We start from the raw sequence: 264 nt of genomic DNA, 5'->3' as shown, positions 1-264 counted from the left end.
ACATGCGCGTATTCAAAGCAAGGCAATTTTATCTACCAAAAATAACATCGATTACACCAGCTGTTTCGCCACCCGGATAAATCAGGTACAACAAGGTATATACCGTTGCGCCTGTAATCGCTGTAATGAACCAGATGATCGACGTCCAAGGGCCAATTTTTCTATGCTTGGCATAATTCTTTTTGTAAGCGTGTCTGATTGTGATCAACCCCATCACCCCACCAACTGTTGCCAGAGTGATGTGAAAGATCAAGAATGTTTGAT

At 42.4% G+C, this 264-nt stretch carries 1 protein-coding gene; it reads right to left on the bottom strand.

The window, feature by feature from the left end; all coding sequences use genetic code 11:
* Positions 1-28: 28 nt before the first annotated feature.
* Positions 29-264: DUF420 domain-containing protein (locus tag SB773_RS32525; protein ID WP_410594514.1), on the bottom strand; the 236-nt coding region annotated here is incomplete at its 5' end.

The organism is Bacillus sp. SIMBA_074, from assembly GCF_046534555.1.
GTDB lineage: Bacteria > Bacillota > Bacilli > Bacillales > Bacillaceae_G > Bacillus_A > Bacillus_A mycoides.
This window is presented reverse-complemented; position numbering and strand designations above follow the sequence as displayed.